This is a genomic window from Flectobacillus rivi, from assembly GCF_030056655.1.
Classification (GTDB): Bacteria; Bacteroidota; Bacteroidia; order Cytophagales; family Spirosomataceae; genus Flectobacillus; species Flectobacillus rivi.
The window spans coordinates 285,795-312,740 of record NZ_JASHIE010000009.1 but is presented as its reverse complement, the minus strand read 5'-3'; the positions used below and the strand labels follow the sequence as shown (position 1 = coordinate 312,740).

Annotated in this window: 24 protein-coding genes; 16 read left to right on the top strand and 8 right to left on the bottom strand. The window is 36.3% G+C overall.

Annotation, left to right across the window (positions count from 1 at the left end):
* Positions 1-416 precede the first annotated feature (416 nt).
* On the top strand, positions 417-1,469 hold the full coding sequence (locus QM481_RS14085) for an aminopeptidase (protein ID WP_283382203.1): 1,053 nt from the start codon (positions 417-419) through the stop codon (positions 1,467-1,469).
* 108 nt (positions 1,470-1,577) lie between these two features.
* The gene (locus QM481_RS14080) at positions 1,578-2,381 is read left to right on the top strand and encodes a DUF3108 domain-containing protein (RefSeq protein WP_166552182.1); all 804 of its coding nucleotides are present in this window, start codon (positions 1,578-1,580) and stop codon (positions 2,379-2,381) included.
* Between the two features lie 175 nt (positions 2,382-2,556).
* On the opposite strand, the gene QM481_RS14075 is transcribed toward QM481_RS14080, so the two are convergent.
* Positions 2,557-3,861 carry a cryptochrome/photolyase family protein gene (locus tag QM481_RS14075; protein ID WP_283382202.1) on the bottom strand — a complete coding sequence of 435 codons (1,305 nt, stop codon included), beginning with the start codon at positions 3,859-3,861 and terminating at the stop codon, positions 2,557-2,559.
* Positions 3,862-4,458: 597 nt separating this feature from the next.
* Between QM481_RS14075 and queA the strand changes: the two genes are divergently transcribed.
* The 9 genes from queA (at position 4,459) to QM481_RS14030 (ending at position 12,721) form a co-directional block, all read left to right on the top strand.
* Positions 4,459-5,511, top strand: coding sequence for a tRNA preQ1(34) S-adenosylmethionine ribosyltransferase-isomerase QueA (queA, locus tag QM481_RS14070; protein WP_095166584.1), 1,053 nt, complete (start codon positions 4,459-4,461; stop codon positions 5,509-5,511).
* 117 nt (positions 5,512-5,628) lie between these two features.
* Complete coding sequence (locus QM481_RS14065; protein ID WP_166552185.1) at positions 5,629-6,306, top strand: 2-C-methyl-D-erythritol 4-phosphate cytidylyltransferase; 678 nt, start codon at positions 5,629-5,631, stop codon at positions 6,304-6,306.
* A 270-nt stretch (positions 6,307-6,576) separates the two neighbouring features.
* Positions 6,577-7,572, top strand: coding sequence for a methylmalonyl Co-A mutase-associated GTPase MeaB (gene meaB, locus QM481_RS14060; RefSeq protein ID WP_283382201.1), 996 nt, complete (start codon positions 6,577-6,579; stop codon positions 7,570-7,572).
* A gap of 60 nt (positions 7,573-7,632) precedes the next feature.
* The gene (locus QM481_RS14055) at positions 7,633-8,817 is read left to right on the top strand and encodes an MFS transporter (protein ID WP_283382200.1); all 1,185 of its coding nucleotides are present in this window, start codon (positions 7,633-7,635) and stop codon (positions 8,815-8,817) included.
* Positions 8,818-8,835: 18 nt separating this feature from the next.
* Entirely contained in the window at positions 8,836-9,021 is a 186-nt protein-coding gene (locus tag QM481_RS14050) for a hypothetical protein (protein ID WP_166552995.1), read from the top strand.
* Positions 9,022-9,086: 65 nt separating this feature from the next.
* A complete protein-coding gene (locus QM481_RS14045) occupies positions 9,087-9,392 on the top strand; it encodes a hypothetical protein (protein ID WP_166552996.1) in 306 nt (101 codons plus the stop codon).
* Positions 9,393-9,426: 34 nt separating this feature from the next.
* Positions 9,427-9,852: a hypothetical protein gene (locus QM481_RS14040; protein ID WP_283382199.1), complete on the top strand. Its 426-nt coding sequence runs from the start codon at positions 9,427-9,429 to the stop codon at positions 9,850-9,852.
* A gap of 441 nt (positions 9,853-10,293) precedes the next feature.
* Complete coding sequence (locus QM481_RS14035; protein ID WP_166552998.1) at positions 10,294-10,701, top strand: DUF4332 domain-containing protein; 408 nt, start codon at positions 10,294-10,296, stop codon at positions 10,699-10,701.
* A 397-nt stretch (positions 10,702-11,098) separates the two neighbouring features.
* On the top strand, positions 11,099-12,721 hold the full coding sequence (locus QM481_RS14030) for an NADP-dependent glyceraldehyde-3-phosphate dehydrogenase (RefSeq protein WP_283328367.1): 1,623 nt from the start codon (positions 11,099-11,101) through the stop codon (positions 12,719-12,721).
* A 222-nt stretch (positions 12,722-12,943) separates the two neighbouring features.
* On the opposite strand, the gene cdaA is transcribed toward QM481_RS14030, so the two are convergent.
* The 6 genes from cdaA to rpoN all read right to left on the bottom strand — a co-directional run bounded on the left by cdaA (position 12,944) and on the right by rpoN (position 19,592).
* Positions 12,944-13,726, bottom strand: a complete 783-nt coding sequence (gene cdaA, locus QM481_RS14025; RefSeq protein ID WP_166553000.1) for a diadenylate cyclase CdaA — start codon at positions 13,724-13,726, stop codon at positions 12,944-12,946.
* A gap of 29 nt (positions 13,727-13,755) precedes the next feature.
* Positions 13,756-14,436 carry a peptidoglycan DD-metalloendopeptidase family protein gene (locus QM481_RS14020; RefSeq protein ID WP_283382198.1) on the bottom strand — a complete coding sequence of 227 codons (681 nt, stop codon included), beginning with the start codon at positions 14,434-14,436 and terminating at the stop codon, positions 13,756-13,758.
* 32 nt (positions 14,437-14,468) lie between these two features.
* Positions 14,469-15,491: an SPASM domain-containing protein gene (locus tag QM481_RS14015; RefSeq protein WP_283382244.1), complete on the bottom strand. Its 1,023-nt coding sequence runs from the start codon at positions 15,489-15,491 to the stop codon at positions 14,469-14,471.
* A 985-nt stretch (positions 15,492-16,476) separates the two neighbouring features.
* A complete protein-coding gene (locus QM481_RS14010) occupies positions 16,477-17,256 on the bottom strand; it encodes an enoyl-CoA hydratase/isomerase family protein (protein ID WP_283382197.1) in 780 nt (259 codons plus the stop codon).
* Positions 17,257-17,382: 126 nt separating this feature from the next.
* Complete coding sequence (locus tag QM481_RS14005) at positions 17,383-17,982, bottom strand: hypothetical protein (RefSeq protein WP_166553004.1); 600 nt, start codon at positions 17,980-17,982, stop codon at positions 17,383-17,385.
* 140 nt (positions 17,983-18,122) lie between these two features.
* Positions 18,123-19,592, bottom strand: coding sequence for an RNA polymerase factor sigma-54 (gene rpoN, locus QM481_RS14000; RefSeq protein ID WP_283382196.1), 1,470 nt, complete (start codon positions 19,590-19,592; stop codon positions 18,123-18,125).
* 367 nt (positions 19,593-19,959) lie between these two features.
* Here rpoN and asnS point away from each other — a divergent pair, with 367 nt between their 5' ends.
* From asnS to QM481_RS13975, 5 genes are all read left to right on the top strand, one after another.
* Positions 19,960-21,405 carry an asparagine--tRNA ligase gene (gene asnS, locus QM481_RS13995; RefSeq protein ID WP_283382195.1) on the top strand — a complete coding sequence of 482 codons (1,446 nt, stop codon included), beginning with the start codon at positions 19,960-19,962 and terminating at the stop codon, positions 21,403-21,405.
* Positions 21,406-21,670: 265 nt separating this feature from the next.
* On the top strand, positions 21,671-22,138 hold the full coding sequence (locus QM481_RS13990) for a nuclear transport factor 2 family protein (protein ID WP_283382194.1): 468 nt from the start codon (positions 21,671-21,673) through the stop codon (positions 22,136-22,138).
* 214 nt (positions 22,139-22,352) lie between these two features.
* Entirely contained in the window at positions 22,353-23,678 is a 1,326-nt protein-coding gene (locus QM481_RS13985) for an AAA family ATPase (RefSeq protein ID WP_283382193.1), read from the top strand.
* 1 nt (position 23,679) lies between these two features.
* Entirely contained in the window at positions 23,680-24,336 is a 657-nt protein-coding gene (locus tag QM481_RS13980; RefSeq protein ID WP_283382192.1) for a hypothetical protein, read from the top strand.
* Positions 24,337-24,367: 31 nt separating this feature from the next.
* Complete coding sequence (locus QM481_RS13975) at positions 24,368-24,742, top strand: diacylglycerol kinase family protein (protein ID WP_283382191.1); 375 nt, start codon at positions 24,368-24,370, stop codon at positions 24,740-24,742.
* Between the two features lie 247 nt (positions 24,743-24,989).
* Here QM481_RS13975 and QM481_RS13970 read toward each other — a convergent pair whose 3' ends face one another.
* Entirely contained in the window at positions 24,990-26,645 is a 1,656-nt protein-coding gene (locus tag QM481_RS13970; protein ID WP_283382190.1) for a CRTAC1 family protein, read from the bottom strand.
* Positions 26,646-26,946 lie beyond the last annotated feature (301 nt).

Genomic DNA, 26,946 nt, shown 5'->3' with positions numbered 1-26,946 from the left:
TCAAGAACAATTCTAGGGTTATTACGTAAAAATTAACGTAGGTAACACATTTTGTAATTTTTATAACTTAGGTTAATCAAATAGACTTCTCTATTTTGTTTACCTAGAGATTCGAGGCAAAATTTACACAAAAAACTTCAATGCGTTACAACATCGTGGCATTTTTTCTGATTGACCGTTATCGCTATCACTATTCATCAAAACATAAGAGCTTTATGATTTCGGAATGTGAATTTACAAGTTTTTGTGTAAAAAAGGTAATCTTATTGAAAATATTTTTCCTCAAAACGGCTATTATTTTTATACAAAAATAAAAAATATATTCACAAAAGAGTAATATTAAAAAAACTTGGCGGTTAAGTCTAAAGTATCTGTTTTCAGAAAATTCGTACCTTTAAACTTTGATATTCGATAAAATGAAAAACTTATTTAAGAAAAAAAGATATTGGGTACTCACCTTCCTTGGTTTACTTTCAGGTATCGTATTGTGGCAATGGAATTGGACCATCTATTTATACGCACAAGCCAAAGGAGGATTGAATGTTGCCTTTAACACTCGCCCCCTCAGCGAAGTATTGAAAGACCCTAATGTCTCCGATTCACTCAAAGCCCGCATCCGTTTGATTGGCGAAATAAAGCGCTATGCCACCGATTCGCTAGGACTTAAAGATAATCCCGACGTTTACCAAACGCTATTCGACCAGCAGGGCAAACCACTGGTTTATCTCGTAACGGCAGCGGAGCCCTACAAAATGGAAGCCGTAGAGTTTCATTTTCCTATTATTGGTAATTTTACTTACAAAGGTTTTTTTGATTCTACCATGGCTGCTCAAGAACTAAAAATTTGGCAGCAAAAAGGCTATGATACCGATTTGGGACAAGGAATTGCCTATTCAACATTGGGGTGGCTCCCTGAGCCTATCTTGTCGAGTATGCTATTTTATTCGGAAGGCAAACTCGCGAGCCTTATCATTCATGAAATGACTCACGGAACTATTTTTGTCAAAAACGAACATGAAACTAGTGAAAACTTAGCCAATTTCATCGGAGAATATGGTGCTAAAAGATACCTCAAAGCTAAATATGGCAATGAGTCTGACGAATACCAAAAGTTTGTTCGTGGCAAAACATGGCGCAAAGTTTTGGTGACACATCTTAACAAATCTACCCTAACGTTGGATAGTTTATACAAAACTTTCAAACCCGAATACTCTAATAAATACAAGGATTCTTTAAAATATACGTTTATCAGAAAAATAGTAGCAAAGGAAGATAGTATTTATGCTCAGTTGTCACATAAACCATTACTTTCCAATAAGTTAAAAAATGAAGATTTACCCAACAATGCGTATTTTGTGAGCTTTAAAACCTATCATTCAAAACAAAATGAATTTGAGCAGATTTTTGAAAAACAATTTCGTGGTGACTTTCGTAAATTTTTAGAGTATTTAAAAAAGCGATTTGAATAAATAGCGCTCTGGATTGACGGGTTAGGTTGAGAAGACAAAGAATCAACCTTTAAAAATCAACAAGAGCGAAACCACAATCAGCCAACAACCACAAACTTCTCAAGTAACATGAAAAAGATTCTTATTGGAGGAACAATCTTGCTATCCTTGACTGCTTTTAGCTTTTTTCAGGAAAACAATAAAATCGTTGACTCCACGAGCTTGGTCAAAGGCGAACATATCGAATATAGAGTGCATTATGGCTTTGTAAACGCCGCCGAAGCTGTGGTAGATGTGGACGACAAATTTCAAATGGCCAATGGTCGTCCTTGTTATAAAGTAGTGGTAAATGGTCGTACTACTGGTGTAACAGACTGGGTTACAAGAGTACGTGATACATGGGCATCGCATATCGACAGTGAAAAAATTATGCCTCACCAGTTTTACATGAAAAAGCAAGAAGGCAATTACAAAGCTGAAGAAAAAGTCATATTTGACCATCAACAAAATGTAGCTAAAACCTTTGAGTTGATTGATGACAAAGAAAAGAAAACCTTAAGTATTCCTGACGGAATTCAAGATGTGGTGAGTAGTTATTATTATGTTCGAGCGATGGATTTTAATAAAACGAAGCCTGGTGAGAGCTACCCACTTTCTTTTTTCTTTGATAACAAAATCTATAATATGAGATTAAAGTTTAAAGGAAAAGAAACTATCAAGACCAAATTTGGGAAAATAGAAACCTATAAAATTATCCCAATGCTACCTAAAAACAATTTCTTTGTAGACGAGGAATCTGTAATTATTTGGGTATCGAATGATGCAAACAAAATCCCGATTCGTGTAGAGATTGGATTAAAAATTGGAGCCTTGGCACTCGACTTACGAAGCTACAGTGGCTTAAAACAAGATTTGAAATTTGATAATAACTAGATTGTCATAAAACAAAGAAGGTGAGAGCAACAGCCTCTCACCTTTCTCGAAATCTACACAACATTATATAATCTTAACCACCATTTATGAATGGTTACCCTTTTTCAATACAACTGATTTTATGACCCTTTTTTAGGTTAAAAGTCACGGTTTGTAAATCAATTTTATCAAAAACTTATTTTTTTAACGCTTTTTGATAAACCTCCAAGACTCTTTTACGAGCCATTTCATGATTCACAATCGGTTGTGGATAGGATAATGAATTTAATTCGGGCACCCATCTTTTGGTGTATTCTAATTGCTTATCGAACTTTTGCGTTTGGAGAGTCGGGTTAAATACTCTAAAGTAAGGTGCTGCATCGCAACCGCTACCCGAAGCCCACTGCCAGCCTCCATTGTTGGCAGCAAAATCAAAATCTAATAATTTTTTGGCAAAATATGCCTCGCCCCAGCGCCAATCAATCAACAAATGCTTCGTCAAAAAGCTTGCCACAATCATCCTCACACGGTTGTGCATAAAGCCTGTGGTATTCAACTCACGCATTCCTGCATCTACAATTGGATAGCCCGTTTGTCCTTTACACCAAGCTTCAAACTCTTGCTCATTGTTTCTCCATTGTATTTGGTCATATTCACGACGGAAAGACTCTCCCTGACAAATGTGAGGAAAATGATATACAATATTAAAATAAAAATCACGCCAAATTAACTCATTCAACCAAGTTTCTGATAAATTTTGTGCTTTTTTCACTAATTCTCGAATACTTACTGTACCAAAACGCAAATGCACAGATAATCGAGAGGTACCTAAAATCGCAGGGAAGTCTCTTTTTTCTGCATAATTTTTGACGAGTAAGTCCTTCACTTCTTTGACAGGAAAACTCATACCTACAGGCAAAAAACCCATAGACTCAAGACTGGGAGAATCGGGTAAATTTATTTTGGAGAAGTTAGAAAAATATTTTTCCGTAGGATAAGACTTTACATAAAAGTCATTAAGTGTTTCTTTCCACTTTCGACTATAAGGTGTAAATACCGTATAAGGTGTTTTGCTACCTGAAAGGACTTCATTTTTTTCAAAAATCACATGATCTTTAAAGGTACGAAACTCAATTCCTTCCGATTGCAAGTATTCGTGTACCATATTGTCACGTCCGATGGCATAACTTTCAAAATCATGATTGGTGTAAACCGCCTCAATATCGTAGGTTGACACAAGCTCAGGAAACACCGTTTCAGGCGTACCATACTTTACCAGCAAACTGCTTCCTAACGCTTTGAGCTGGATATCCAAATCGGTGATTACCTGATGAATAAATTCTACTCTTCGGTCTTTCTTGTCCTCGAGTTTATCTAAAATATTTCTATCAAAAATAAAGATTGGCAATACATTCGAGTGGTTACGCAACGCTCTGTATAAGCCAGCATTGTCATGTAGACGGAGGTCTCTTCTAAACCAAAAAAGGGTATATTTTGACATAGTAAAATTTGATTATCCTAAGTAAACTCACCACTTGCTAAAATTGTTTGAAGATTACCTCCATAAAATTTGGGGAATAGTCTAAAAAAAATGTAATTTTCTCAAGATATAATTTAAAAACCTTCAACTATGAATCAAAGCCTTATCCATGCGCCACCTGTCTATTTCTTTCTTTCACAAGTACCTCAACTACAGGATTTCAAAGCATTTTAAGTAATTCTTCCGTGTTTTATCAGAGTATCTCCAAAAAGAAATTTGCCATTTATTTTTAACGCAATGAAGATTTTATTTCTATGAAACTTTTTTTCTTTATCCACTCATCGACTCAATAGAAATTTCAGAACATGTCATCTCAAAGCTTTAAATGCACTTTTTTGTACTTTTTGGAGTAAATAACTTGGACACAAGCGTTAGAAAAATCGAATAAACTAACAAAAATTACCATATTACAATAGAAAATGTATTGACAAGGCCTATAGTAAAATTGTATATTTGCAAGAATCGCTTTCAAATAGATAACTTAGCCCGTGTGAACATAGTAATATCGTAGGGCATTTGTTGTCTTTTGACAGAACATAAACAGCAATAAATAGCATAATGAAACTTTCGGAATTTAGATTTGACCTGCCACAGAGCTTGATCGCACTTTATCCATCAGAAAACCGTGGAGAGTCTCGCTTGATGGTTGTAAATCGCAAGACAAAACAAATTGAACACAAGATGTTTTCCGACATCATCAACTACTTTGAAGATGGTGATGTAATGGTAACTAACAATACAAAAGTATTTCCTGCACGTTTGTTTGGACAAAAAGAAAAAACAGGTGCTAAAATTGAAGTTTTCTTACTTCGTGAATTGAACCGTGAGCACCGCTTGTGGGACGTGTTGGTAGATCCAGCTCGTAAAATTCGCGTAGGTAACAAATTATATTTTGGTGACAGTGATTTAGTAGCTGAGGTAATCGACAATACTACTTCACGTGGTCGTACGATTCGTTTCTTGTACGATGGCGATCATGATGCCTTGATGAAAGCCATTCATGAATTAGGAGAAACACCACTTCCAGACGAAATTCGTTTTAAACGTAAAGTAGAAACAAGTGATGAAGAACGTTATCAAACCATCTATGCTGAACACGTAGGTGCTGTAGCGGCTCCAACAGCAGGTTTGCACTTCAACAAAATCATCATGAAACGTATGGAGTTGAAAGGCGTAGCATTTACACCGTTGACTTTGCACGTAGGTTTAGGTACTTTCCGTCAGGTAGATGTAGAAGACCTTACCAAGCACAAAACAGATTCAGAAAACTTCTTTATTCCTGAAGATACTTGTAAGTTGGTCAACGACGGTATTGATACCAACAAGCGTATTTGTGCGATTGGTACAACTGCCTTGAAAGCGTTGGAATCTTCCGTATCGGCAGACGGTCACTTAAAGCCAATTGAAGGTTGGACAGATAAATTTATCTTCCCTCCTTACGATTTCCGTATTCCAAATGCTCTTTTAACTAATTTCCACTTGCCGGAGTCTATCCTTATCATGATGACAAGCGCATTTGGTGGTTATGAATTAATCAAAGAAGCATACGAAATTGCGATTAAAGAAAAATACAAATTCTTCAGCTACGGCGATGCAATGTTGATTATCTAATCCATTTCTTTCCAGCGTAAGAATTAGCAATACTTTGAGAAGTCGTAAGAGTTTGTTTCAACACAAATTTCTTACGACTTCTTGTTTAAAGGCTGTTTCCTAATTTATATCATCATTATGTCTTCAAACAAATATGCCATCGTTGTTGCAGGCGGTAGTGGTAGTCGTATGCAAAGTCAGCTTCCCAAGCAATTCATTGAGCTAGATGGTTTACCAATACTTTTCCATACCCTTTTACGCTTCAAAAAAGCAGACGAAAGTATCCAATTGATTTTGGTATTACCCAAAGCTCATCAGGCATACTGGCAATCTCTTTGCGAAAAACATGCAGCTGTAGCCCAGCAAGTTCCTCATTGGTTGGTAGATGGCGGTCAAACTCGTTTTCAATCTTCTCAAAACGGTCTTGCTCGCATCGAAGGCGATGGGTTGGTCAGCATTCATGACGGTGTTCGTCCGTTTGTAGAGGCAACAGTTATTCAAAATAGTTACCAAACAGCACAGACCTTGGGTAGTGCCGTGGTAAGCGTTCCATCCAAAGATTCGGTAAGAGTCAACGGAGTCGCCGTGGACCGTGCCACAGTACGTTTGATTCAGACACCACAGACATTTCAAGTAAGTATTTTGAAAAAAGCTTTTGAAACAGAAGAATTAAGCACATTTACCGACGATGCCAGCGTAGTAGAAGCAGCAGGCTTTCCGATTCATTTGATTGATGGTTCTTATGAAAATATCAAAATTACAACTCCAGAAGACTTATTATTTGCAAATATGCTTTTAGAGAAATACAGGGATTAGGGATTAGGGATTAGGGATTAGGGATTAGGGATTAGGGATTAGGGATTAGGGATTAGGGATTAGGGATTAGGGATTAGGGATTAGGGATTAGGGATTAGGGATTAGGGATTAGGGTAAATAAAATCCTACATGCCATCTACTTACTTCTAACCTACTTTTTCCCACTTTTTTCGAAAAAACTATACCCTCATATCCCCAACACTTTGTGCCTCTGTGCCTCTGCCCCTGTTCACTAACAAAAAACAAAACAAAACCCCATATAAAAACCAAATGAGAAAACGACTTAGCAAGGAAGAATACGTTGCTGGAGTATTAGAAGGCAACCGAATGATACTGAGCAGAGCAATTACCTTAATCGAAAGTCAGCTCGATACAGATAAGGCACTAGCCAGAGAAGTACTCGAAACACTCTTGCCACATACAGGAAACTCAGTCCGTTTAGGCATTACAGGCGTCCCTGGCGTTGGCAAAAGTACTTTTATTGAGACCTTTGGAAAACACTTGACCAATCAAGGAAAAAAAATTGCAGTGTTGGCGATCGACCCAAGTAGTCAAATTTCAAAAGGTAGTATTCTTGGTGATAAGACACGTATGGAAGAACTTTCGAGAGACCTTTTGGCATATATACGACCTTCGCCAGCGGGTATCTCATTGGGAGGCGTAACACATAAAACAAGAGAAACGATGTTGCTTTGCGAAGCAGCGGGTTTTGAAGTGATTATTATAGAAACTGTTGGAGTTGGACAATCAGAAACGTTTGTTCATGGTATGGTAGATTTTTTCTTATTGCTAATGTTAGCTGGTGCTGGCGACGAGCTTCAAGGCATCAAGAAAGGCATTATGGAAATGGCTGATTTGGTAGCAATTACCAAGTCTGATTCGGGCAATGAACTACAAGCTCGTCAGGCGAAAGTTTCCTATGAAAATGCCTTGCATTTATTCCCTGCTAGTGGTAGCGGCTGGTATCCAAAAGTATTAACGTGCTCGGCAGTGACACAAACGGGAATAGATGATATTTGGAAAACTATCCTTTCTCATCGTGAACTTTTACAACAAAATGGGTATTTCTTTAATAACCGCAAGCAACAAAATCTAGCATGGATGCATGATTTTATCAAGCAAACACTAGAAGAACGATTTTACCAAAATCCACAGATTCAACAAGAGCTTTCGAGTGTAGAATCAGCGGTAACAGAAGGGCAAAAATTACCCATCAAGGCTGCTCTTGAGCTATTAAGGCTCTTTGAAAAGTCGATACATTCCTAATACATTCTCATAAGTTGTATTGCTCAGACGTATGAGTTTTGACACAATCCATTTAGTAACATGACAAAAAAAAATTCTATTTACACCCTTCAGTTTTGGCTTTTATGTTTAAGTAATTTCCTTTTTTCAGCAAGTTTTCAAATGATGATTCCAGAGTTGCCAGATTATTTGGCATCTATGGGTGGCAAAGAATATATTGGATATATCATTGCCTTATTCACACTTACCGCTGGTATTTCGCGACCATTTTCAGGCAAGCTTACTGATACTATTGGTCGAGTACCAATTATGGCTTTTGGTTCTGTGGTATGTTTTATTTGCGGTGGTATTTATCCTTTAGTAAGTGGCGTAGCTACATTCCTTTTCCTAAGATTTATTCATGGGATGTCTACAGGAACCAAACCTACGGCAACTTCGGCTTATGTTGCCGATATTATTCCCGAAGACCGTCGTGGCGAGGCACAAGGAATGTTAGGCATTTTTACTGCCACAGGTATGTCGATGGGACCAACCATTGGAGGCTACCTCACTGAGTTATTCTCGATAAATACCATGTTTTATACTTCTTCTTCATTTGCCTTATTATCGATTTTGATTTTGGTAAATATGAAAGAAACCCTTCCCAAAGAACAAAAACAGCCTTTTTCTCTAAAACTTTTCAAAATAGGCTGGGTCGACGTCTTCGAACCGAGAGTAATTCCTACTTTTTTGGTCATGTTATTAGTTTCGTTTTCGTCGGGCGTTATCTTAACACTCATTCCCGATCAAACCAAGATGCTTGGCATGAGCAACAAAGGAATATTCTTTACAGTTTATACGATTGCATCTTTAGTGGTTAGGATGTTTTTTGCCAAAAGCTCAGATAAATACGGAAGAATTCCTGTACTTATTATTTCAAGTGTCTTATTGGCTGTAGCTATGCTGATTTTAGGATATGCCAATAACTTTACAGCCTTGATGTTAGCTTCTATTCTGTTTGGTTTCTCATGGGGCTTTAACACTCCTACCCTAACAGCTTGGACTGTAGACTTGTCTGACGAGCGATACCGAGGTCGTGCGATGGCAACCATGTATATTGCTCTTGAAGCAGGCATTGGTATAGGAGCAGTCGTGGCAGGAAAACTTTACCAAGGTAAAGTTGAAAACCTCCCCTATTCGTACATCATTGCAGCGGTATTGTCTTTGGTAAGTTTGGTGTATTTAGTAATATTACGTAAGAATCAGAAAAAGCACCTTGCTGCTTAAAGTTTAAATCACAAAATCATGGTATTTGAGCAATATCTCGAAGAAAAAAATATCAATGCCGAAATGTTTTTATGGGACAATCCAAAGCATTTCGCAGAATTGAAAAAGATTTTTAATGAAATGCACCCTGATGGCTTTACAGCGCAGAAGAAGTTTTTAATAAACCAACTTCGTCGTAAGTATATGCTGAAGCAGTTTGCGTAATGTGTAGATAAAGTACTGTTTATACTTCATTCTCAAAATATTCTATAAGTTATAACCGACTCATTATGAACACTGTTAGAATCAATGTAAATAAACAGATAGATGGGTATTCTTTCAGTATAGCCCCTTCGATAAGGGATTTTATCAAAAAGCTATTTCCCAATGCACATCCTGCTAATAATATTTTTGTAGGATACGATACCAAAAGTGATTTTGAAATATATTTTGGTACCTTAGAAAACTACATTTACCCTGCACTTTTAGGAGTTGATAAAAATAGTGACCTCAAAATGCTGGATGAAATTGAATTTGTAGATAACAAGACAGGAAATGTTTTACACAAAGTAACACCTCGTGACGAAAAAATTTAATCAATATCTCGGCAAAGCCGGACACCTATTTATCATGTCAGAGTTTTTAATGTTAGGGTGGAATGTCGCCATCCCAGAGGTTGATATTGGCGATGATATTTTCGTGGTTCAGGATGATAGTGGGACATTAAGAAGAGTACAAGTAAAAACATCTACCTCAAAAATTCGTAAAGATGGATTCAGTGCCCAGTTTAGTGTTCCTCTTAAAAATTTAAGAAATATTTCAAATGTATTAGTTCACTATATCTTTTTGGTTAGGCACAATCATAATTGGTCGAAGCCTTTGGTTATTAGACAAGACTATTTACTCGATTATTTTGAAAATAGCCATGTAGGGGCTGAAAGTAATGGTAACATAATTTTCTATTTTGCCTTCAAAAATGAGAGTGTTATTTGTTCGGGTAATGGTTTTTCTAAATACTTAAATAATTTTATTGATTTTCCTCAAATAGATCATTGAGTCATTTTGATTCATATTTCACAAAACAAGGATTTTAAGCTATCAAAATAGAAAAAAGCTTAATAATCCTTGTTTTTTTTATAGATATATTTCTAAATTTACTCACAACAAGATATAACCTTGGTAGTTGTTTTTTTGCCCCCTTTTTCATTTATATCATCTTGCTATAACTTTGAATAGTTGAATTTCTGACTCCTCGAAAATTTACTTTCAAAATCAATAGCTTGATTGTAGCTTAGCATCAAAATCCTATCTAGCTTTTCTTGTCTATTAAGTTTGTGTAAAAGACCTGTATTTGTGCCATCATTTATGCTTGCACGAAGTTTTTGTCATAAATTTAAAATAATCTTTACTCAATAACTCTCTTTCTTTAATCGATTGAGGATTGGAGTAAAATCTAAACAACAATCTAATAATCAATTATTTAACTTTTAGAAAAAAATGGCTTATAACATCTTAGACATCGAAGGAATTGGTCCAGTTTATGCTGAAAAATTAGGTGCCGTAAACATCAAAACTGTTGAACAACTTCTTGAAGTTGGCGCTACTAAAAAAGGTCGCTCTTCATTAGCAAATGAAACAGGAATCGATGAAAAACGCATCCTTCGTTGGGTAAACATGGCTGATTTGTTCAGAATCAAAGGAGTAGCAGAAGAAACATCAGATCTTTTGGAGGCTGCTGGTGTAGATACTGTAAAAGAATTAGCAACTCGTAATGCAGCTAACTTGCATGCTAAAATGTTAGAAACAAATGAAGCAAAAGGCTTAAGTGGACGCGTTCCAAGCTTGTCTCAAGTAGAAGGATTTATCGAGCACGCAAAAACTTTAGCTCCAGTAGTGACATACTAATTTTGAGCATTTAGTCACACGAATATATCTTTCAATAGAGTAAAAATACCTTCAACACGACTTTGTGATAGTAAGTGTTGAAGGTATTTTTTTTGCTTTATATCTACCAAAAAACAATATACAAAGTCAACAAAACAGGAACTCAGAGTAGATAAAATAGCTTATAATAATAAGGCCATTTATCAAAGCTGAAAAGATTTTTTTTGAATAAAACTAATCCAACATTGTAAAATTTCAATAAATCAACGAAGCTTGACGGATGAAATTAGCTTTTTATTGAACTTTGGCAAGAAATCAATCAGCGAAAATTGTACAATTCGTAGCATATTCAAACACTATAGTAAAACTGTTAACTGAAACAAAAATTAATCTCAAGCCAATTATTTTTTAGCGTATTATGAACACATCCCAACTCGAAAATTTGTTTCCTGCGGAGGTTGATATTCCAGCAGAATATAATATCACTGAGCCGATTGAGCAACGTGAATACTTGGTAAATGGCGAGATGCGTCAATGGACTGGTAAAACCCAAGATGTATGGTCTCCTGTTTATGTAAAAACTGAGAAAGGTTTAGAACAAAAACGTATTGGTTCTTACCCTATCACTGATGCCCCAGATGCCATTGAAGTGTTGTATGCAGCTGTGAAAGCTTACAACAACGGTCGTGGCGAATGGCCATCGATGAGTGTAAAACAACGTATCGAATGTGTTGAGCGTTTCACTCAAAAAATGATCCAGAAACGTGACGAGGTTGTTAAATTGTTGATGTGGGAAATCGGTAAGTCTTTAGGTGATTCTCAAAAAGAATTTGACCGTACCGTTCAATATATCTACGATACAATTGATGCGCTTAAGGATATCGACCGTAACTCTTCTACTTTCTTGATTGAAGAAGGCATTATTGGTCAGGTACGTCGCTCGCCACTAGGAGTTGTATTGTGTATGGGGCCATTCAACTATCCATTGAATGAAACTTTCACAACGTTGATTCCTGCTTTGATTATGGGAAATACGTTGTTATTTAAGCCTCCGAAACACGGTACTTTATTGCACTACCCATTGTTAGAGGCATTCCGTGATTCATTCCCTGCTGGTGTAATCAACACTGTTTATGGTCGTGGAAACTCGGTTATTCCTAGCTTGATGGAGTCAGGTAAAATCGATGTATTGACGTTAATTGGTTCATCGAAAGTAGCAGATAAGTTGAAAAAAATGCACCCTAAAGTAAACCGTTTGAGAGCAATCTTAGGTTTGGATGCTAAAAATGCAGCTATCGTTACAGAAAGTTCAGACCTCGAATTAGCCGTTAAAGAATGTATGCTAGGCTCATTGTCATTCAATGGTCAGCGTTGTACTGCACTCAAAATCATGTTCGTTCACGACACATTGATTGAGAAATTTAACCAACGTATGGCTGAAGAAATTGGCAAATTGAAATTAGGTTTGATGTGGGAAAAAGGTGTAAACATTACGCCACTTCCTGAGCCAAATAAGCCAGCTTATTTGAAAGAACTTATCGAAGATGCTAAATTGCATGGTGCTAAAGTGATTAACGAAAACGGTGGCGAAAGCTTCAAATCATTCGTATTCCCTGCTTTACTTTCACCAGTAACTAGCCAAATGAAAATCTGGCATGAAGAACAATTTGGCCCTGTAGTTCCAGTGGTTCCTTTCAACAATATTGAAGAACCAATCGAATATATTACCAATTCGTCACACGGTCAGCAAGTATCTATTTTCGGAACGGATGTAAACCAGATTTCTGAATTGATTGATGCAGCAGTAAACCAAGTTTCTCGTGTGAATATCAATGCTCAATGTCAACGTGGACCAGATACATTCCCATTCACAGGTCGTAAAGACTCTGCTGAAGGTACTTTGTCTGTAACAGCAGCCCTTCGTTCGTTCTCGATTCGTACGGTTGTAGCAACAAAACAAACTGCGGAGAACAAAGCATTGGTAAACCAAATTGTTGAAAATCAAGAATCTAACTTCTTGTCAACTAGATTTATCTTGTAAGTAAAAGTTATTGGTTATTAGTATAATTATTATCAAAGATTATCTACTTCAACAATAGATGTTCTCCTACTATTAACCAATGAAGGTTTTTTACTCATCATAAAAACAAAAAGGCTGTTTCAAATTTGAAACAGCCTTTTTGTTTTTATGTATCATTATTAATGCCGAATTATGAGTTGTGAGCGCCTTCAAATAACGGATATACGATTAACTAGTAACTAGCTAATTCAATAAGTACTCACTCAATTTTGCTTCTAAATCTTTGGTAGACATATTTCTAAAAATTCCACCATGAGATACAAATGAAACCTCTCCTTTTTCCTCAGAAACCACAATCACTGCCGCATCGGTTTGTTCGCTCATCCCAAATGCAGCACGGTGTCTGAAACCCAACGTTGGCGAAATCGTACCACTTTCTGAGATAGGAAGCATACAGCGAGCCGCAGCCAAACGACTATTTTTGATAATAACGGCACCATCGTGTAATGGTGAGTTTTTATGAAAAATGGTCAACAATAATCTTTTGGATACCTGAGAGTCTATTTCATCGCCTGATTCGATGAATTTTTTCAAATCATCTTCTTTTTCAATAACAATCAGCGCACCTGTATGTGTAGCCGCCATCGTACGAGTTGCTTCCACGATAGCTTGAAGATTGGATACCTTATCTTTGGAAATTTTAGGCGTATAAAATCTTTTCAAAATAGCATTTTCCTGAACAGAAGTCGAACGCCCTAACATCAATAAAAAACGGCGAATTTCTTGTTGAAAAATAATCAAAAGCGCCAATACCCCTACATTCATAAATTGTCCCAAAATGGCTGAAAGCAATTCCATTCCAAAGGCTGTTGCCAACAAATAGACAACATATACGATGATAAAGCCAAAAAATATCTTATTCGCAATACTACCCTGAATGAGTCGGTATATCTGATAGAGCAAGAAAGCTACCAGCATTACGTCAACTACATCTATAAAATCAATATTTAAAAAGCCAATGTGCATACAGTTTTAAGGTTTTTGCGATTAAAGTACTAATATAAAGTGTCGGTTTTCAGTAAGATATGAGCATTAGGACAAATAGCTCGATAAATATCAATTTTGGACGGTTCACATACCCCAGGAAAATCTCCTCGTTTACCCAACATATCCGTCATCACCTGAAAATGTAAATGCGGAGGCCAGTTACCATTTTCAGGAAAATTGCCGAATTCTGCTATACGCTGTCCTTTATTGATTACTTGATTAATTGCTAGTCCATCTAAAGAACCTACACTCAAATGTCCATATAAAGTATAGAAAATATGTCCTTCAAGTTCATGTTCTAAAATGATGGTTGGGCCATAATCGCCAAAGTTATCGTTATTGGCAAAACTATGTACCTTACCAGCCAATGGCGCAAATACTGCCGTACCAGCCGCAGCCCAAATATCCACTCCCAAATGAATAGAGCGTGCCTCTTCTGTCTGTTGGAAATGCTCACTTCTGCGATAAATATACCTATTTTCAAAGTATCCACCTATCGCACAAACAGCGTGTGCTTCTTGGATTTTGGCAAATACATATTCGGTAAAAACAGCAGTATTAGTTAGGTCTATTTTTTCTAAGTCAGTATTTTCAGCGGTAAGGTCGATTTTCAGTAGTGTGTCTTTCGACAAATCGAAAGGCACAACTGGAGCAAAATCATATTTTCTTAATATTTCTTCTATTAACATTTTTGTCTCAAAAGCTTGTTTGTATCAAGGCTTTATGCCCAAACTTGGGTACCTTCAGTACAGTTTTTACACATTTCAATCTCACTTCTTGATTTCAAAACAACTTGTCTAAATCTTTGATAAGATTCGGCTTTCCAAAGGGTCTTAAATGATGTTTGAGTCAAATCACCCAGTCTGTGCTCAGCATCTTTATCAAAACAACATGGCACTACCAGTCCATCCCAAGTAATCACGCACGAATGCCACATTTTCCAACAGTGATTGAGCAAATGATTCTTGATTTGATAACTACCGTCTGCTTGCTGTTGATAGCGAGCATATTTTTCTATCGTCGGTATCAAGTCCGAACCTTGCTCATAATCATAAATTTGAGCTGTTTTTAAAGCAACTTCATCTACCTCTAACTCTTTCGCTAATTGCTTTACTTCCTCGATTTGGTGCTCATTAGGACGTACCACCAAAAACTGAAATACGATATGTGGTGTGGAAGACTTAAGCGCTTTTTTCCATTTGACAATATGCTTTGTGCCTTCAATTACCTTATGTAGTTTACCACCCACGCGGTACTGTTCATACACCTCTTGCGTTGTTCCATCTATCGAAATAATCAGTCTATCTAGTCCTGACTCTACGGTTTTTTTGGCTTGAACATCGCTTAAGTAGTGAGCATTGGTCGAAGTAGCTGTATAAATCTTCTTACGAGCAGCGTACTGAACCAATTCCAAGAATTGTGGATGAAGATAAGGTTCGCCTTGAAAATAAAAAATCAGATACGAAAGCGTATCCGAAAGCTCATCAATAGTCTGACGAAACATTTCATCAGAAAGCATTCCTGTTGGTCTGGTAAAAGAACGAAGCCCACTTGGGCACTCGGAGCATCGTAGGTTGCAAGAAGTAGTTGGCTCAAATGAAATACTAATAGGAAGCCCCCAATGATAAACTTTACCTGTAAATTTAGAGAAATAGTAGCTCGCCAATACTTGAGTAGCATTTAGGAAACGCTTCCATGTAAGTTTTGAGATAAAATTCAGACCATCAGTAAGGTTTCTATTCATTACAGTGTATGAGCTATGTGGAATAGGATTACAGAACAATAATCCGAGATACCACATTCATCTAGTCATTTTGAGAGTTTTCCAACACCATGCAAGCCTTTATTTTACACAAAATCAATCGTACATTAAAGAACTTGGTTGTTATTGCTATTTACTCCGCAAATTACTCAATAAATGTCAAAATATCGGGGTATATTCTTTAATTCCTTGTAAAAGAGTACAGCTTTATTGAATAAAAGAGATATTTCAAAAAAAGTTCATGAGAGCAACGAACTCTTTCTTCATTTATTACCTAACAACGTTTATGTGCCATACAAGAGGGGTATCTATAAATAGCAAATCTGAAAAGTATCTTTTCGAGTCATCTTCAGCGCATTTTGAAGCATGAAACTATAGATTGAAAATATCTATTTTCAACAGGTTATTTCAAGGGTAATTATACCTTAAATATACCATAAAATAAATTTTAGAGGCCCACATAAAGTGAATGAATATTCGGAATCAAACAAAAACAAATCACTTTATTTTCTCAAAAATCATGATTTTTCAACGATAAAAATATATACTTTTTAAAAAATGCAGATTTTCTATGAAAAATATTTGAAAAAAATATTGTTATTTTAACAATTCTAATGCAAATTGCTATTGTTATAGATGTCCTCAAAACATACCGCTAGATGTGATGACGATATGATATAATTAGTATAAATTATAACCTTACTTAATTTAAAACTAATTTCTTCATACTTGTTCCTGAGTTATAAGCTCGGCTCATCTTCGTTGCGTCCAATAAGCATTTAAGGCATCACTTGACCAAGATTTTAATCAACAATTAACATACGATATTCTATTGCGAAAGCATTCAAAATACTAACTAAGTAATCTTTTATTAGATTATTTTTTTATGGGTTCGGGTTACAGAAAAAGTCAAGAGTGATACTCTTGACTTTTCTAATTTATATCTATACCGTTTTGCTAATTATATTTATTTACCCTGAAAATTGGCAGGTCTTTTCTGTAAAAATGCTGTGACTCCTTCTACAAAATCATGGCTTTGAGCTGCCTCGTCTTGATGAACTGCTTCCAGTTCTAGCATCTGCTCTAAGGAAGAATGTGAAGATTGATTTAGCACTTTTTTGATTAACCCAATTGCTTTGGTTGGTGCTTTGGCATATTGTTGTGCGACAAGCGCTAAAGTTGCCCTAAATTCATTGGCTGGTACTACTTTCGAAACTAGTCCTAACTCCAAACACTCTTGAGCGCTTAAGCGTCTGCCTGTGGAGCACAATTCAAAGGCACGTTGTGATCCCACAATTCTTGGTAAGAAATAGGAGGACCCTGCATCGATAATCAACCCAATACTAACAAAAATTTCAGACATAGCTGCATTTTCCGATGCAATCAGAATATCACAAGCCAAAGCAAGTGAACATCCTGCGCCTGCGGCAATTCCGTTTAACCCTCCAATGATAGGTTTGGGTGAATTTCGCATGGCTAAAACCATTGGATTGTAGTTTTTACGCAGTGATTCGCTTGGTAGTTTTATATTACCTAACCCTTCTTTTAAGTCTGCACCAGAGCAAAAAGCCTTTTCCCCTTCTGAAGTCAACACTATCACACGAACCTCTGTATCATCTGAAGCTATATTTACGGCTTTGGTTATCTCCTGAATCAATGCAGGATTTAAAGCATGATATACCTCTGGTCGATTGAGCGTAATAAATGCAATGGCATTTTTCACTTCATATTTTAGTAATTCAAACATAGATTTTCTGTTAAAAAGGTTTTACAATCAATGTTTGAAGTTCTAAAAAAATAATTTGTTATGCAAGCATACTATTTAATTTTAGCTTTAATATTCGTTTTGGATAAACCTCGCCACAATATCTATTTACAGTAATAGTAAAGTGGCAGATAAGCTAATCGCCAAGCCAACCGCTACTCCTGCAATAATTTGAGAAAGTGTATGTGCCGCCAGTTGTAGTCGAGCCGAAAGTAAGAAACCTGCTAAAAGTACCAAGGCAACAAGAGTTCCAAGCAAATGTGCTTCAGGAAAATGAATCGCAATTCCCAAGATTGCACCTATTGTTCCTGATATACCAACAGCATGAGCAGATATTTTCCAGTACAAACTAACAAAAGATACTACTGCGATAGAAAATGTAATGCTACTCATAAGCACGGCCACTTCAGGAAATTGTTGAATGGATTTTGTATAAAATGCCGTAATAATAGTATAAATAATCACAGTGAGGAGATAAGGCAATCGTCGGTCGCGAAGTGTTTGCATATCAAGGGTTTTGATATAGCCTAAACGGTAGACGAAATAAATAGAAAGAGCAGGAACAAGAAAAGTCTGAAGAAATATCAAAATCAACAGTCCTAACTTTAGACTTAGCATTCCGACTTTGGCTGCACTGTTAAAGAGCTCCAAGTTGGCGATAGCAGCAGGCGCTTGGTAAAAAATAATCCCAAACAGCAAGGTTGGCATAACTAGGGGATGTAGTACTACAGAGAGAATATATGCGAGACGAGCGTTCAAAGTCGAGTAAAATAAAAGTGAATGATGAATAATTTTCTTGCAACAGCAAATTTAAAACTATTCATCATTCACTTATGATAGACTCGCAATTAAAGTTGTTTACGAAGGCGGGCTACTGGGATATTTAACTGTTCGCGATATTTTGCTACCGTTCTTCTAGCAATATTATACCCTTTTTCGTTTAAGTATTTTTCTAGTTTATCATCCGAAAGTGGACTTTTCTTAGGTTCATTTTCAATCAATTCTTTCAAGATATTTTTCACTTCACGACTTGAAGCATCTTCGCCAGATTCGGTCGATATACCTTCTGAGAAGAAATACTTGAGCAGATATAAGCCAAATTCTGTTTGTACGGATTTGCTACTTGCCACCCTCGAAACCGTCGATATATCCATCTCAATTTCGTTGGCAATATCTTTCAAAATCATTGGCTTGAGTTTTGATTCATCCCCAGACAGGAAAAACTCTTTCTGATAATCCACAATCGCTTGCATAGTTTTCAGAAGCGTTTGTTGACGTTGTTTAATTGCGTCGATAAACCATTTGGCCGAATCTAGCTTTTGCTTGATAAACGTAACTGTTTCTTTTATTGATTTATTATTTTTGTCGCTTTTATCGTAGGTTTCGAGCATTTCATGGAATGAAGTACTCACTCGTAATTCTGGTGCATTTTTGGAATTCAAGAAAATCTCCAATTTGCCATTATTATTCGTCAGAATAAAATCGGGCATTAAAAATTGTGTCACACTTGAATCATCATCAGAAGCGCCAGGTTTTGGATTCAGTTTGGTAATTAAGGAAATTGCTTCCTTCATTGCCTCATCACTGATATTGAGTCGTTTCTGGATTTTTTCGTAGTGTTTTTTCGAAAACTCTTCGAAGTACTCATCTACTATACGTATCGCATCTTGAATTCGCGGCTCGCTTTGGGGCTTACGGTCAAGTTGCAGTAGCAAACACTCTTTCAAGTCTCTGGCAGCAATACCCGCAGGGTCAAAAGTCTGAATGGCACGCAGAACCTCCTCGACTTCTTCAATGCTGGTATAAACGCCTTGAGTAAAAGCAAGGTCGTTTACGATGGCCTGCAAAGGACGTCGAATATAGCCATCGGCTTCAATAGAACCGATGATTTGTTTTCCAATTGTTTCTTTTGTTTCGTCTAAACGAAGAAAACCGAGTTGAGTGTTGAGATGGTCTGTCAAACTCTCCACCATCATGATTGGCATTTCTTTTTCTTCTTCCTCCCCTCCATTTCCGTCACCCTGCATTTTGTAGCCACTATAATCATCATGGAGGTAAGAGTCTATATCTAAATCTCTGTCCTCATAATCAGCGAATTCATCTTCATTAAAGTCGTCGAATTCTTCGTCAAATTCCTCCTTTTGCTCTTGGACGTCATTGTCCATCTCCATGCCTTCTTCCAAAGCAGGATTTATTTCAAGCTCCTCTTCAATTCTAGCCGCCAGCTCAAACGTTGGAATTTGCAAGAGCTTTATAAACTGAATTTGTTGCGGTGATAGTCGCTGTTGAAGCGACTGGTTTAAGGATAGTTTTTGCATATTTTATGACATGTAAGGATTACTGTAGAAACATCCATCAAGTTTGGTATGAGGTTTGAAGACGGTCTTTCTTTTCACCCTCTATCAACAATCTTGCCAATTTATCTGATAAAAATAATTAAGATGTTTGATAAATCCCAAATACAAATAATCATTTTACACAAACACCTATAAAACAAATACTTACATTTTTTAAAATTTTTCTACTTATAAAAAACTTATGAAAAGCAATTCATCATTCGGTAATTGACAGAATTGTAAGTAATTTTGAATAGTAGGTAACCAAAATGGCAATCCTATTTACTAAAATACTTACGTATTGAAGTATAAAGAAGATTTATTCAAATACATTTTGTAAAACTAGACAATGCAAATCAAACAAATCTTAGCAGAAGCAGCTGTAGGCTCAGAAATTACAGTAAAAGGCTGGGTAAGAACCAAGCGTGAATCAAAAAACGTAACTTTCATTAATATAAATGACGGTTCGGTTATTCACAATATCCAAGCTGTAGCTGAGGCAGGTGTTTTGAATGAGGAAACTCAAAAACTCATTACAACTGGTGCATGTGTAGCCATTACAGGAACTTTAATCGAGTCACAAGGTTCAGGTCAAAAAGTAGAATTACAAGTAAAATCTGCGCTTGTATATGGTACTGCTGACCCTGAGAAATACCCATTACAACCTAAAAAACACTCATTGGAGTTTTTGAGAGAAATTGGTCACTTGCGTCCTCGTACAAATACATTCTCAGCAATTCTTCGTGTTCGTCACACTTTGGCTTATGCGATTCATAAATACTTCAACGACAATGGTTTCTTCTATCTTCATACTCCAATCATTACTGGTTCGGATGCTGAAGGTGCTGGTGAAATGTTTCGTGTTACTACGCTCGACCCTAAGAATCCGCCATTGAACGAAGACGGTTCTGTGAATTACAAAGAGGACTTCTTTGGTCGTGAAACAAACCTTACTGTATCTGGTCAGCTTGAAGGTGAATTGGGTGCGATGGCTTTGTCAAAGATATATACTTTTGGGCCTACTTTCCGTGCCGAAAACTCAAATACTGCTCGCCACTTAGCGGAGTTCTGGATGATTGAGCCAGAGGTTGCATTCTATGAATTGGAAGACAACATGGCATTGGCAGAAGATTTCACCAAATATGTTATCAGATATGCTCTTGAAAACTGTTATGATGACTTGGTATTCTTGGAAGGTCGCTTGAAAGAAGAAGAGAAAAACAAGAAACAAGAAGAACGTTCTGAATTAGCGCTTATCGAAAAATTGAAATTTGTGATTGACAACGAATATGTCAAGTTGACATATACCGAAGCAATTCAAATTTTATTGAGCTCAAAACGCCATAAAGAAGGTAAATTCCAATATCCTGTAGCGTGGGGTATCGACTTGCAATCTGAGCATGAGCGTTATTTGGTAGAAAAACACTTCAAAAAACCAGTTATCTTAACCAACTATCCGAAAGACATCAAGGCTTTCTATATGAAACTAGATGAGGTTTCGGATGATGTTCCAGGACAAACTGTACGTGCTATGGACGTATTATTCCCAGGTATTGGTGAAATCATTGGTGGTTCACAACGTGAAGATAACTATGAAAAATTGGCACAACGTTGTCAAGAAGTAGGTATCCCTATCGAATCTATTTGGTGGTATTTGGAGACTCGTCAGTTTGGTACAGCTCCTCACGCTGGTTTCGGTATTGGTTTCGAACGTTTGGTGATGTTTGTTACAGGTATGACTAATATTCGTGACGTAATTCCTTTCCCTCGTACGCCAAAAACTGCTGAATTCTAGGAATTAGTTATACGTATATCTGTTATTAGAAGATAATCAGAAGGATATATCTTGTATGCTACAGAAATAAACGATTTTAAAGGTTGTGTTGATATTTGTAAAAATGTCGACACAACCTTTTTTATTATTCCGTATTTGTATCATTTATTTAAAATTCTGACATTGGTATTGTATATCTACAGTTATGATAAAATGATTGAAAATGAATATCTTTATTTGAAAATACACTTTAAAATCAACATACGCATTTAAACTCTTTTTTGATATGAAAAAAATTATATTAACCTTCTCCATCATCCTTGGTATTACGGCATCACTATCTGCTCAGTCTGCTGATGAAACTGCTGTGAAAGCAGTAATCGACCAGCTATTTGCAGGTATGCAAAAGCATGATACCACTATGATTAAGGCGGTTTTTCACCCATCTATCCGAATGCAGTCGATAGGAATGAGTCGTAAAACCCAGCAAATAGAGCTTACAACCGAAAACGGAATTACCGATTTTGTCAAACAAATTGGCTCACTCCCTGCCAGTTTGGCAATTGAAGAAAGATTATTGAGCTATGAAATCAGAATCGATGGACAGATGGCGACTGCTTGGACGCCTTATGAGTTTTATGCCAATGGAAAATTCAGTCATTGTGGCGTCGATGCCTTCCAGCTTTTCAAAACCCCAGAAGGTTGGAAAATCATCGCACTAGCAGATACACGTAGAAAAGATTGTGGCAAGTAATATTGAGTGATTGAGTGGTTGGCGATTGAGTGATTAAAATATCTAATTCCTTTTACTAGCTATTAGTCCAGTTTCAAAACTGTTTAAAAATAAGTCCAAGACTAAGTCTTGAACTAGGCATTTGCCATTTAGGCACATTATAGCATTAATTTAGTAGATCAGTTCAAGGGACTGGCCTTTTTTTAGTTATTTTGCGAGGAAAATATCCATTACCATGAAGCTAACAGAACTACATATCAAAAACTATAATCAATTTGAAGATTTCAAATTAGATCTCACCTATCCTGAAGGACACCCAAAAGCAGGTCAAGCTTTGAATAAAGTGTGCTTTATTGGTCAAAGTGGTACTGGGAAGACGAGTTTGATAGAGTTGATAGGAAAAACCCTTGACTCAATAATATCGACATCTCAAAAGGGAAATGAATTTTCCTATACTAAAATAAGTACAGAGTTACAGATTAAATTTGATAATGGTATTGTTGCAACAATTAAACTAGGTCATCAGCAACCACTTATCTCCTTCATAGGTGAGAAAACATACATGCTATATCTCAGTAAAGCAAATAATCTTCTATCAAATATTAACACTAATAAATCTTACTTATCCAAAATATATTACTTTCCTGATTATGTACCATTACAAAAACAAGTTCTTGATGAAAAAACTTCTTTCAACAAAGATGCTAACTTCATTAATTTCGGAGAGGTAGATTTTAAAGAGAATTGGTCACTAATCAACGATGCCATTATAAAAGACCGTGAACTAGAAATAAAAAATAGTCTCGAAACATCCAAAGCGCTGCAAAATTCAGAATTATCAAATGATGACATTCTTAAAATAAGACAAGAATATGTAAACTGGCGTAAAAACTCTCCAAATCCAATTGTTGATCTGGCAGAAAACTTTCTCGATAAAATCTTAAATCGTTTTAACCTAAAAGTAAAAACCGAGCTTGATTTTGAAAGAAAAGAAGATATAGAAACTATCAAAATTCAAACTCGACAAGGCGAGGATATACCTTTTGATGCCCTCAGTACAGGTACAAAACAAGTGATACTTACTGCTTTACCTCTTTATGGCTTAAAACCTGAAAAAGCGATTATTCTTTTTGATGAGCCTGAAAGATCGTTATATCCTGATATTCAAAAAGAAATTGTTGATTTTTATACGAGTATGGCAAAAGATAGTCAATTCTTTTTTGCTACACACTCACCCCTTATCGCTTCCTCATTTGAGCCTTGGGAAATTGTAGAATTAAAATTTAACGAGAGAGGTAAGGTATATCAAGAGAAATATTATGAAGGAGAGAAACATGTCGATAACTACACTATTAATCCTCAGTATTTGACGTGGACAGGTATTTTACAAAAGGTTTTTGACTTAGAACAAGAAAGTAATCCACTGAGAGATAGACAATTGATAGAGTTAGCAACCTTGGAAAGTAAGTTAAAGCATAACTCATTGACCCCTGAAAAGAAAAAGGAAACCTTTGAGAAATATCAAAAACTAGCTACACTATTAAATTGGGAATTGAAATAAGATGAAAAGAATAGACAAATCAGTCATACTATCTACTGCCTATAAAAAATGGGAAGAAAATCTGGAAGCTCATCAGTGTCCACATCCTGCATATAATTCATCAAAAGGAATGTTCTATCATGACATAATCATGAATCTATATCATTGTCAAAATGGATTATGTGCATACACAGAAAGAACCCTTGTACTAACAGGCTTAGAAAATCATTGTTGGAATCAAGAAGGACGCTATTCAGCAGATTTACCATCTCATTTTGGAGAGTTAGAGCACTTTGATGAAAGTTTGAAATCAGATAAAGGTTGGCTTTGGGATAATTTATTTATGGTTGATGGAAAAATAAATCGTAACAAGAATAGGAGAAAAATAGATTCAATATTAAAGCCTGATTTACCAGAATATGACCCTTTTGCTTTACTTTCCTATGACCACGAAAAACATGTCTTTTTTGCCAATACACAGAATACAGATTTAACAGAAGAACATATACAAAGTATCAATGACATGATTGATATTCTTGGTATAAACTACGTTAAAGATTGGAGACGAAAGGAAATAACCTCAAGAATAAAAGCTATAGAATTTAATCATGAACCTGCTCCACTTACTGAATATCCTACAGCATTCGAAATGACCAAGCGAAATTTAGGTTTAGTATAATTGTTAAACCAATACCATCAGACATTTTCCCATGATTCTATTTCCAAAATTTTTTAAAAGTCTTAATTATGCTTTTCAGGGCTTAGGAATGTTGCTGAAAGAAAATAACTTTCGTATTCATCTTCTTATCTTCGGCTTTGGGCTTTTGTTTGGCTGGTTTTTCGATATTAGCGTTACAGAGTGGCTATTTGTGATATTGGGTAATGGACTGGCGATTGCTTCGGAAGGGTTTAATTCTGCCATTGAAGCGGTTGTGGATTTGGCTTCTCCAGACTTTCATCCTTTGGCGAAAAAAGCCAAGGATATTGCTGCTGGCTCAGTTTGGATAACGGCTATGGCTTCTATGATTTGTCATATTATTATCTTTTTGCCTAAAATTATCAATTTTGTAGAAAGTCTTTTATAGAAACATGAGTCATCCCGAATTTTAAGATTGGGGTTATTCTCTAAGTTTTCATCAAAAAAGCGGTCGAAAAATATTTTTCGACCGCTTTTTTGATTCTACTATGCTAGATTTTACTCAGTTTAAGACGCAATCATTGCGTCTCTACTGCCAGAATACAAATTTTAAATTAATCACTCATTCAATCGCTAAATCACTAAATTAGGGATGCCCCCTTTCTTTATCGCTCATTCATTTATCCATAAAATGCTTATTTCTTTTTTCTCACATTTTTCCAAATAAAAAATCCTCCTAAAAGTACCAATATTACGACTACTCCTATGATTAATTTAGTCCAGACTAAAGGATTTACATGTTCTTCTTCGGTTATGACTACTAATTGATTGACTTTCTGATTTTTGAGCACTTGCTTATATCCTCCCGTCCAATGCACGATAATTTCATCTATTTGAGTAGCATTTCCAAGTCCAAAATGGGCAAACGTGGCATTTTGTGATAAATGGCTCGAACCTCCTCCGTCTATTTCACGAATTTGATGCTTTCCATTGACCACGATTTCCACTTTAGAGCCCAAGCCGTGTGTTTCGGCTTGAATACCTTTCAAGGTAATTTTTATCCAATTGCCTTTTGCTCCATCATTGCGGTACAAATGGGTGGCTGATTCTGCTGGAAAATTGGGCATTACTGGCTTTTGATTAACCACTAATAAATCTAAATCGCCATCATTATCATAGTCTAACACCACCGAGCCACGACCAATTCCATAATCATTTACGCCTTTGAGTCCTGCCAAATCGATAAATTTCCCTTTGTTATTCTCAAAATAAAAATCGGCCATTGGTACACAATTGGGATTCAAATCGCCATTGACCACAAACAAATCTAGGTCACCATCGTGATCAAAGTCGGCAAAATTTGCGCCCCAACTAATTGTAATCGTATTGAGTCCAGTCTCAGCAGTTTTGTCAGAAAAAGGCTTGCCTGCCCCATTATTGACCATAAACTTATTAAAACGAATATTGGTAAAAAAGTAATCCAATAATCCGTCATCGTTGTAATCACCAATGGCAGTTCCCATCGAATTAATTTTCAAGTCCATACCCAATTTAGGCGCTACGTCATTGAAATAACTCATAGGATATTGGTTGTCCAACAACAAGTTAGGGGTCTTTTTATACCCAAAATCATGGTTGACGATCAAATCTTGGTCGCCATCGTTGTCATAATCGGTAAAAACGCCTCCAAAACCAAAGCCTTTGTGCGAAAGTCCGTAGTTTTTATATTCATCTTTAAAACCTTTTCCCTGTTGGTTAATCAACAAATTGCCCTCTCCTATTTGATTTGCCCCAACAATCATCGAGGCATTGATAGTACTCAAATCGCCTGGGTATTGGGTAAAATAATTCCCTACATACAAATCTGGATACCCATCGGCATTGACATCGCCAAAGTTGGCTCCTGTGCTAAAAGAATACAGTTCGTCTAATCCATATTCTTTGGTAGCGTCTCTGAAGGTGTTATTTTTATTGTTCAAAAAAAGCAAATTGATTTCTCGTGGAATTATCTTTTTTGTTCCTTTTGAAGTAATTGTCGTGACATATAAATCTACCCAACCATCGCGGTTTACGTCGGCTGCTACTGCTCCTTGCGTTAAGTACTTTTGGGTTTTAGTAAGCCCTGAGCTTAGGTAAATATTCGTAAAGGTTCCATTTCGATTATTGAGATATAAAACGTCATCAGCTTTTCCGCCAGCGATAAAAATATCGTCAAAACCATCATTGTTGACGTCTAACACACATGCTCCACCACCCAAAAACCCTTCGAATACTTCGAATTGGAGATTGATACCTGCTTGTTTTGAAACATCGGTAAACATTTTTTGCGCTTGAACCATAGTAGTGCTCATAAGAAACACTATTCCTAATTTTAGTAAAGGTTTAATCATAGAAATTTGCTTAAAGAGATAAAAGAGAATCGTCACTTGAACGGTGATATGGCTAGTGATGCAACTCATCATCAGGCGTATTTCGTACAGTAGGCTACAAAAAGAAACACCCTGCAATTGTATAACTGCAAAACATAATCTATCCTTAAAATTAGTAGAGCGCCAAAGCTGGCCAATTGAGCATCATGAATGAGCGCAAAAGTCTCATTCAAATATCAAGTAGTATAACAATAGCTCATAGGGATATAGTGGTAGGTGTCAA

Excerpts from the sequence above, each read along its gene's own strand:
- QM481_RS14085 (WP_283382203.1), top strand. The coding sequence starts at position 417 with ATGAAAAACTTATTTAAGAAAAAAAGATATTGGGTACTCACCTTCCTT.
- QM481_RS14080 (WP_166552182.1), top strand. The coding sequence starts at position 1,578 with ATGAAAAAGATTCTTATTGGAGGAACAATCTTGCTATCCTTGACTGCT.
- QM481_RS14075 (WP_283382202.1), bottom strand. The coding sequence starts at position 3,861 with ATGTCAAAATATACCCTTTTTTGGTTTAGAAGAGACCTCCGTCTACAT.
- queA (WP_095166584.1), top strand. The coding sequence starts at position 4,459 with ATGAAACTTTCGGAATTTAGATTTGACCTGCCACAGAGCTTGATCGCA.
- QM481_RS14065 (WP_166552185.1), top strand. The coding sequence starts at position 5,629 with ATGTCTTCAAACAAATATGCCATCGTTGTTGCAGGCGGTAGTGGTAGT.
- meaB (WP_283382201.1), top strand. The coding sequence starts at position 6,577 with ATGAGAAAACGACTTAGCAAGGAAGAATACGTTGCTGGAGTATTAGAA.
- QM481_RS14055 (WP_283382200.1), top strand. The coding sequence starts at position 7,633 with ATGACAAAAAAAAATTCTATTTACACCCTTCAGTTTTGGCTTTTATGT.
- QM481_RS14050 (WP_166552995.1), top strand. The coding sequence starts at position 8,836 with ATGGTATTTGAGCAATATCTCGAAGAAAAAAATATCAATGCCGAAATG.
- QM481_RS14045 (WP_166552996.1), top strand. The coding sequence starts at position 9,087 with ATGAACACTGTTAGAATCAATGTAAATAAACAGATAGATGGGTATTCT.
- QM481_RS14040 (WP_283382199.1), top strand. The coding sequence starts at position 9,427 with ATGTCAGAGTTTTTAATGTTAGGGTGGAATGTCGCCATCCCAGAGGTT.
- QM481_RS14035 (WP_166552998.1), top strand. The coding sequence starts at position 10,294 with ATGGCTTATAACATCTTAGACATCGAAGGAATTGGTCCAGTTTATGCT.
- QM481_RS14030 (WP_283328367.1), top strand. The coding sequence starts at position 11,099 with ATGAACACATCCCAACTCGAAAATTTGTTTCCTGCGGAGGTTGATATT.
- cdaA (WP_166553000.1), bottom strand. The coding sequence starts at position 13,726 with ATGCACATTGGCTTTTTAAATATTGATTTTATAGATGTAGTTGACGTA.
- QM481_RS14020 (WP_283382198.1), bottom strand. The coding sequence starts at position 14,436 with ATGTTAATAGAAGAAATATTAAGAAAATATGATTTTGCTCCAGTTGTG.
- QM481_RS14015 (WP_283382244.1), bottom strand. The coding sequence starts at position 15,491 with ATGAATAGAAACCTTACTGATGGTCTGAATTTTATCTCAAAACTTACA.
- QM481_RS14010 (WP_283382197.1), bottom strand. The coding sequence starts at position 17,256 with ATGTTTGAATTACTAAAATATGAAGTGAAAAATGCCATTGCATTTATT.
- QM481_RS14005 (WP_166553004.1), bottom strand. The coding sequence starts at position 17,982 with ATGCCAACCTTGCTGTTTGGGATTATTTTTTACCAAGCGCCTGCTGCT.
- rpoN (WP_283382196.1), bottom strand. The coding sequence starts at position 19,592 with ATGCAAAAACTATCCTTAAACCAGTCGCTTCAACAGCGACTATCACCG.
- asnS (WP_283382195.1), top strand. The coding sequence starts at position 19,960 with ATGCAAATCAAACAAATCTTAGCAGAAGCAGCTGTAGGCTCAGAAATT.
- QM481_RS13990 (WP_283382194.1), top strand. The coding sequence starts at position 21,671 with ATGAAAAAAATTATATTAACCTTCTCCATCATCCTTGGTATTACGGCA.
- QM481_RS13985 (WP_283382193.1), top strand. The coding sequence starts at position 22,353 with ATGAAGCTAACAGAACTACATATCAAAAACTATAATCAATTTGAAGAT.
- QM481_RS13980 (WP_283382192.1), top strand. The coding sequence starts at position 23,680 with ATGAAAAGAATAGACAAATCAGTCATACTATCTACTGCCTATAAAAAA.
- QM481_RS13975 (WP_283382191.1), top strand. The coding sequence starts at position 24,368 with ATGATTCTATTTCCAAAATTTTTTAAAAGTCTTAATTATGCTTTTCAG.
- QM481_RS13970 (WP_283382190.1), bottom strand. The coding sequence starts at position 26,645 with ATGAGCACTACTATGGTTCAAGCGCAAAAAATGTTTACCGATGTTTCA.